We start from the raw sequence: 6,952 nt of genomic DNA, 5'->3' as shown, positions 1-6,952 counted from the left end.
TGCCTATTTAAGTGATGTGCTGAAAAGGCTGCCGACACACAAAGTGACCCAAATTGAAGAATTGCTGCCGCACTGCTGGAAACCTGAATCGAATTAAAAATTGGTATGGGATTCAGCGGACGCTTACATTGATCCACTTCATAAATTCGGTCAATAATCAGTTGCACCTGATCTGAACCAGAAAAAGCATATGCCGCTTTATGAATGAACCACAGCCCAAACTCTGATTTTGAAAATAAGGGATGATAAAAACCAACATTGCCCGAAAAGATTTTAAACATCAGTTCATTTTCCCAGTCGAGCAATGAACCCCGTTGTTTATCTTTATGCACGGCCACATCTTGCATCGCTGAAAATAAGCGATAATTGTGTTTTGTTTCTTGGTTTTTTTCCGTATTGATCTCATAAGATCGGCACATAATTTCTGTGCTGAACCCCATAATTTGTACAATATAACTGCACATATGGAGAATATTTTGCGTTTGGTTTAGCTCTAAAATTTCAAATATTTTACGTTCTATTTCACGTACACCACGCATGATGAACCATGACGGAATACCAACACGCGCGTGTACCATTCCAACTTTCTGCTGTCTTTTGACTGAGCTTTCAAATTCACCATTCAGTGCGACATTAAACGTTTCTAACAACCATTTTCTTAAAGTGTCGATGAGCCTTTTTTGAATGATATCGTCTTTAAAAAATTCAGCTGACTCTGGCTCACGTGACATTTGTTCATAAAAAACAGTAACTAAATGTTCAACATGCCTTTGGATAAATTGCAATGCTGCAAGATGTTCATTTTCAGTATATTGATCACAAATATCTTTCCAAGTCTGACTTAGACCTGTAATACATTCTTGATTCATTCGGTGACACAAACCACAGCTATTACAAAGCTAGCAATCATACCTTGCTTTACTTACATAAAAAAACAAATTTTATTTGATATTTCACATTTTATCTATCTTAAAAATTAATAGAAAAATACATAACTCAATATCAATTTATTCCAATCTTGATCATCTTGCTGCTGGTATTCATAGCCTAGTCTTAAAGCATTTTGTTGGTTGACGATATATTGTAATTCAGCATCGAGTTTCAGATTCCATTGATGTGTGTCTTCCCAATACGGAAGCTCTGCCTGAACCAAACTATTGAATTTTTCCGACCAAATATTTTGGCAACCCAGTGTCGGCCCAAGGCCCACTCGCCATCCATCATCTAGTGACTTGCCGCCCTGCACCTGCATTTGAGACTGCACATAACACAAATGTGTGCGTTCCTGATTGGCCCAGCTATATCCAGATTGAGCTTTTAATTCAGCTACACCATGTTGTTCCGTTTCGCTAAATTGACCTGCATCTACTGACACTTGCTGCCAGCCAAAATTAAAACCCCAGCTTAGCGGTGTTTTAAATGGCGTGATCGGGTTGTAAGAATTGACCGATAAAAAATCAAAATGATTGAGTTTGAGTTGGTCGTCTCGATATTGGATCGAGCCATCCCAAAACATCAACTGCGTACCAATCCGAAAGCCACCTTGCGGATCGATCAAGTCATGATATGCCTGACGATGCCCGAGTTCGATATATTTTTCACCTTGAACTTCACCCACGGTAGCTGAAAAATTTCGCGCATGATGTCCATTGACTGGGTCTAGACTTGGCTGCTTAGGTTCAGTCCGTTGTTTGGGTTGTGAAGATTGGCTACGTAAGGCCAAGATTTGACGCAATTTAGGCTGCGTTTCTTCCGCACTCACCTTTCGACCAATCAGTAATAAATACAGATGGTCGTACGCCATTTCCAATATTTTCGCTTGCTCTGCTTCATTAAACTGAGCGACTGCTGTCGACATGTTATCAGGTTCAATTTCAGCGAGCTTATGCGCTTCACGTGCTAAACGATATCCATGTTGCTGCGCTTGTGATAAAAGCTGCGTTTCTAATGCAGGACGATACACCGCTGCTTGAATCAGTTGTTCATCATTGATCGCTTTAATCGTTTCAACAGGAATGGAAGCGACTTTAAATTTTTCGGTTAAATTCAGTGTCGGGCGAACCAAATCCATTAGGCCCAATAATCGATATGCACAGTTATCACTGGCAAAATAATAGGGAAAACTGACATTTTGCATTTCCCAAAGATGTTTAACCAAATAACTGGTTTCTTGCTCGGTCAGTGCTAGCTCATATTCCCACAAATCACGACTTTCAAAATCACCATATTCTTTCACCTTTCGGTAGTACGGCATCAAGGAATATTCACCAGGATATTGCCCTGTTAAGCCTTTCCATGCATAAGACCAGTTATCTTCACCTGCAACTGTCGCAGCATAGTTAATGGCATAGGACACCAAATTTAGCTCTTTCTGATCTTTCGGATCGAGACGCAACAAGGTATGTCCAAACATAGAACTTGGATTCCCCATAAAGTCTGTGGCGTAAATTAATGTCGCTTTATACGGCTTAATTTTCCCAAACCATTCATCAAACTCAGGGCAACTCACTACTGGTAACTGCTCTGAACGGATGGATAATTCTTGCATCAACCACTGACTACGCGCAGGGAAACGACAACGAAAGGCTTGATTATGTTCGGCGGTTTGAAACAGTGCAGCGACATCTGCCTCTAATTCGGCTTGGGCATTTTGACGGCCATTTTCAGCTAGAAAGTAACCTGAAAAAGCAACTTCACTTTGTCCTTTATGATCTGTATATAAAAGTCGTTGCCAACTGATGTGTTCAGACAGTTTTTTTGATTGTGCAAGTTCAATATATCGCTGTAGCTCTACGGTTTTAGAGAGGTTTGGATCTACAACTTGCTGAGCATATAAGATGCTCGGAATCATAAAGGTACAAAATAAAGCAGTTGATTTCATTCAGTTATATTCAAATCCATTTTTATATATTTTAGATAATAAAAAACCCTGCCGAGAGACAGGGTTTTGAAAGCATCGATTAAACGTATGCTTTAAGTACTTCATCTTTCGCCATTACGCTTTGTAATGAAGCAAGTACTTGTAGAGAAGACTGGTTTTCAGCTGAATAGATTTCAGCAAAATTTGCTTTAGACACAGCAAAGAAACGTGCTTTATCTGTTGATTGGATGTTTAAAAGCTCAGCCAAAACATTCAGGCTCTCACCTTGACCAACCGCCATATCACGAGCAAGTGATTCAGCATTTTCATTGGTAAATGTTACCGCTTGAGCAGTCACTGTACCAGTACCGCTACAACCTAAAGTACCAAAAGTAATACCAAGTAACTGGTTAGTAAAAATACCGTTGGTAGTCGCAGCTAAAATTTTAGGAATTTTACCTGATTGACCAGCCCAAACTTGAGAACCAACACCACAACCTACGTCACGGTCAGCAAAAGCAGCTGTAGAACCTAGTGCAACGACTGCAACTAAAGCTAATTTTTTTAACATGGCACTTCTCCAGGGAATTTTATTCCATTGTTTTTAATTATTAAAACATGTGTAATTTTGATTACACACCTGTAGATTAACTTGATCTTTCAGATAAGGCAAAACATTTTCATCTAAAACTTTTGGCTAAAAATAATACGTTCTTTTTCACTATTTTTTGAGCAACCAAGTACCATTTTCATCACGTTTTCCAAGGATTTTGAGTACTAAAACCAGACTGAGTAATAGCAACAAATACCAAGAACCGAGTTTCCCCCAACCGACCATATGCCATGCATCGACCTGACTTGGATATAACCAAATTTGATAGAAGGTACTGATATTTTCTGCGATCCAAATCAAAAATGCCAAAATCAACAGTACCGGTAACATAGGCAACTGAATCACATGATTTTGTAATTGAAAACTGAGCTTGGTTTTCCAAAAGATCACCACACTCCAAGCAAACAAAAGCATACGGATATCTGGCACAAAAAATTTGGTCATAAAATTAAGATATGACAAAACGGCTAAGCACAGCATATTGCCAAAATGCGGTAAGTTACTAAACGATACCTGATATAGACGTAACGAACGTGCAAAGAAACTCCCCACCGCCGAATACATGAAACCTGCAAACAATGGCACGGTCAGCAGTTTGAAAACCGCAGGCTGCGGATATTGCCATGAGGCAATATGTGGATGGGTCAGAAATATTTCCATCCCCATTGCAAGGATATGAAACAGTGCTATGACTTTGGCTTCCGCCCAAGACTCGAGTTTTAAGCAGAGTAAACACACTTGAATGATCAGTGCATAAAACAATAAATAGTCATAACGGAAAAAGCCAAAATATTCCTGACTTCCCATTGCTGCAGTTAAAGCAAAAGCGATCAGCAGTAATATCCCAAATAAGGCAGCCGAAGCTGCCTTATAAGAGAACTCAAAACACGATTTTATCATCTTGACCACGGTTGAATCCTAAACCTATTTCCCTGAAGCCTTATAAATACTTGGCACTATATTCGTGTACCGTATCAATAAAGGCTTTCGGATTGGTTGGATCTACCCACTGGGTAATACCATGGCCTAAGTTCGCCACATAACCAGTTTTTTCACCGTTGGCATATGCATCATCTAACATGGCACGCGTCGCTTTCGCAATCGCTTCAGGCGAACCATACAATGTTGCTGGGTCTAAGTTGCCTTGCAATGCTGCACGGCCTGCGACTGTTTGACGCGCCACATTTAATGGCGTAGTCCAATCTAAACCAAAGGCATCTGCACCCGTTGCAATCATTGGCTCTAACCATTGACCACCACCTTTGGTAAACAAAATCACTGGAACTTTGCGTCCATCTTTTTCACGCTGTAATCCTGCCACGATTTTTTGCATGTAGTTTAGTGAAAATTCAATGTATTCACGGTGTGCTAATGCCCCACCCCAACTATCAAAGATTTGTACAGCTTGGGCACCTGCATCAATCTGCGCATTGAGATATTCAGTCACCGCCACAGCCAAACGGTCTAATAAAGCATGCAGCACTTCAGGTTGTGCATACATCATTTGTTTCGTAAAACGAAAATCTTTGCTTGAACTGCCTTCCACCATATAGGTTGCCAATGTCCAAGGACTGCCTGAGAAGCCAATCAAAGGAACTTGTCCGCCCAATGCTGAACGAATCGTAGTCACAGCATTCATGACATAATCTAGGTCTGATTTGGCATTAAACTTAGGTAAATTCAGTACATCTTGTTCGGTACGTACAGTTTTATGAAACTTCGGACCTTCACCTGCTTCAAAATACAATCCTAAACCCAACGCATCAGGTACAGTCAAAATGTCTGAAAATAAAATGGCTGCGTCTAAGTCATAACGACGCAAAGGTTGTAAAGTAACTTCACAAGCAAATTCTGTATTTTTACAAAGGGATAGGAAATCACCCGCTTTTGCACGTGTTTCACGATACTCTGGTAAATAACGGCCAGCCTGACGCATCATCCAAACCGGAGTTGCATCTACCGGTTCACGTAATAAGGCACGCAAGAAACGATCATTTTTTAAGGTCGTCATTCACTTTCCCAACTTAATTCGATATTCGCATCATCATATCAAAAAGGTTGTAAATATAATAACTTCTCAAGCATTTAAAAACCGATCATGTTGAGTGCCAAAAATGATATTTACACAAAACAACTACTGCATCTCCACTTTTTTTCTGTAATACTTAGCCAGTTTTTAATACACAGTAAATGAATAATTCTTAAGGTTGAATTACATGTTCGTTCGCACCATGCTCGCACTGAGCCTAAGTTGCATATTTGCTGGTACAGCTATTGCCGCATCTACTGCTGAACAACCATTAACGCCAAAAAAAGTGACTAATGTTGCAGTTCAGGATCCCATTGATCCGTTAGCGACTGAAGCTTCATCTGCAACTAGCCAGATTAGCGCTCAAGAACAAGAAGATCTGAACCAAGCATCGCAAACTTTAGACAGCTTGCAACAATCAGAAGATGTTAAAGCCGACATCGGTGCTGCACCTGCTACAGCGACTGCTACAACTCCAACATCAACTTCGCCTGCTGCCAAAGTTGCTTGGGGTTTAAATGACCTAAATAATGCTCAGTGGTATGACAACATTGGTAAAGGTCAATTCCCTGTTTATGCACGTGCGCATGTCATGCTCAATAATGCACATGCTTCACCGGGTGCAATTGATGGTACCAGTGGTAAAAATACCCTAAAGGCGATCGCTTCATTCCAACAAATGAATGGGTTGAAACCTACAGGGACTTTAACTAAAGAAACTTGGGATGCGCTGATTGCGAAACAAGGTTCTAAACCTGCATTCATTGAATACACGTTGACTGATGCAGACTTGAAAGGTCCTTATGCAGCATCAATTCCACACGACTATGCATTACAAGCAAAAATGAAAGGCTTGTACTACACACGTGTGACTGAAATGTTAGGTGAAAAATTCCACATGGACGAAGACTTTTTGAAAAAGTTGAATCCAAAAGCGACATTTAAAAAAGCTGGTGAAAAAATCTTAGTAGCGAATATTCGTAACGAAGTTCCTGAAGATATTCACCTGATCGTTGCACATAAAGGCGCGAAACAACTTTACTTGTTTAATAGCCGCAACCAAATGATCGGTTCATTCCCGGCAACGATTGGTAGTTCAGATACACCATCGCCTACAGGTACATATAAAGTCACAGGTGTTGCACCAAACCCTTGGTACAGCTACTCACCTTCTAACTTTGTTCAAGGCAACAACAGAAAACCATTGTCTTTACCACCTGGTCCAAATGGTCCTGTTGGTAATATCTGGATTGGCTTGAGCAAAAAATCATTCGGTATTCATGGTACACCGAACCCATCTGCTATTTCTAAAACTGCGTCACACGGTTGTATTCGTTTGACCAACTGGGATGCAAATGACTTAGGTAAGAAAGTGAAATCTGGTGTGACTGTTAAATTCTTAGAATAATTTTAGTCATATTTAAAAAAGCCTGCTTCTTGCAGGCTTTTT

Annotated in this window: 6 protein-coding genes and 1 pseudogene; 2 read left to right on the top strand and 5 right to left on the bottom strand. The window is 40.2% G+C overall.

The genetic code is table 11. The features are described from left to right. The coding region (locus tag FTU05_RS17960; RefSeq protein WP_130075492.1) for a transposase domain-containing protein at positions 1-97 on the top strand (97 nt) is incomplete at its 5' end. Between the two features lie 34 nt (positions 98-131). On the opposite strand, the pseudogene FTU05_RS13570 reads toward FTU05_RS17960, so the two are convergent. From FTU05_RS13570 to hemE, 5 genes and pseudogenes are all read right to left on the bottom strand, one after another. Beyond that, positions 132-869 (bottom strand): annotated as a pseudogene (locus FTU05_RS13570) (protoglobin domain-containing protein); the annotation flags it as partial. A 107-nt stretch (positions 870-976) separates the two neighbouring features. Further along, entirely contained in the window at positions 977-2,851 is a 1,875-nt protein-coding gene (locus FTU05_RS13565) for a DUF4105 domain-containing protein (RefSeq protein WP_257230131.1), read from the bottom strand. Positions 2,852-2,960: 109 nt separating this feature from the next. Then, positions 2,961-3,431, bottom strand: a complete 471-nt coding sequence (locus FTU05_RS13560; RefSeq protein WP_078190276.1) for a DUF3015 family protein — start codon at positions 3,429-3,431, stop codon at positions 2,961-2,963. Between the two features lie 150 nt (positions 3,432-3,581). Beyond that, positions 3,582-4,373 (bottom strand): DUF817 domain-containing protein, encoded by a 792-nt coding sequence (locus FTU05_RS13555; protein ID WP_180040834.1) that lies wholly within the window; start codon positions 4,371-4,373, stop codon positions 3,582-3,584. Positions 4,374-4,413: 40 nt separating this feature from the next. Beyond that, complete coding sequence (hemE, locus tag FTU05_RS13550) at positions 4,414-5,484, bottom strand: uroporphyrinogen decarboxylase (RefSeq protein ID WP_180007657.1); 1,071 nt, start codon at positions 5,482-5,484, stop codon at positions 4,414-4,416. Between the two features lie 205 nt (positions 5,485-5,689). Here hemE and FTU05_RS13545 point away from each other — a divergent pair, with 205 nt between their 5' ends. After that, positions 5,690-6,910 carry a L,D-transpeptidase gene (locus FTU05_RS13545; RefSeq protein ID WP_078191979.1) on the top strand — a complete coding sequence of 407 codons (1,221 nt, stop codon included), beginning with the start codon at positions 5,690-5,692 and terminating at the stop codon, positions 6,908-6,910. Positions 6,911-6,952 lie beyond the last annotated feature (42 nt).

Source organism: Acinetobacter sp. YH12049 (genome assembly GCF_013419875.1).
GTDB lineage: Bacteria > Pseudomonadota > Gammaproteobacteria > Pseudomonadales > Moraxellaceae > Acinetobacter > Acinetobacter amyesii.
Note: the sequence above shows the minus strand (reverse complement) of the source record. Positions and strands in the feature narration are given on the sequence as shown.

Bases quoted from the DNA above. Each gene is read 5' to 3' on its own strand.
- FTU05_RS13565 (WP_257230131.1), bottom strand. From the start codon at position 2,851: ATGATTCCGAGCATCTTATATGCTCAGCAAGTTGTAGATCCAAACCTC.
- FTU05_RS13560 (WP_078190276.1), bottom strand. From the start codon at position 3,431: ATGTTAAAAAAATTAGCTTTAGTTGCAGTCGTTGCACTAGGTTCTACA.
- FTU05_RS13555 (WP_180040834.1), bottom strand. From the start codon at position 4,373: ATGATAAAATCGTGTTTTGAGTTCTCTTATAAGGCAGCTTCGGCTGCC.
- hemE (WP_180007657.1), bottom strand. From the start codon at position 5,484: ATGACGACCTTAAAAAATGATCGTTTCTTGCGTGCCTTATTACGTGAA.
- FTU05_RS13545 (WP_078191979.1), top strand. From the start codon at position 5,690: ATGTTCGTTCGCACCATGCTCGCACTGAGCCTAAGTTGCATATTTGCT.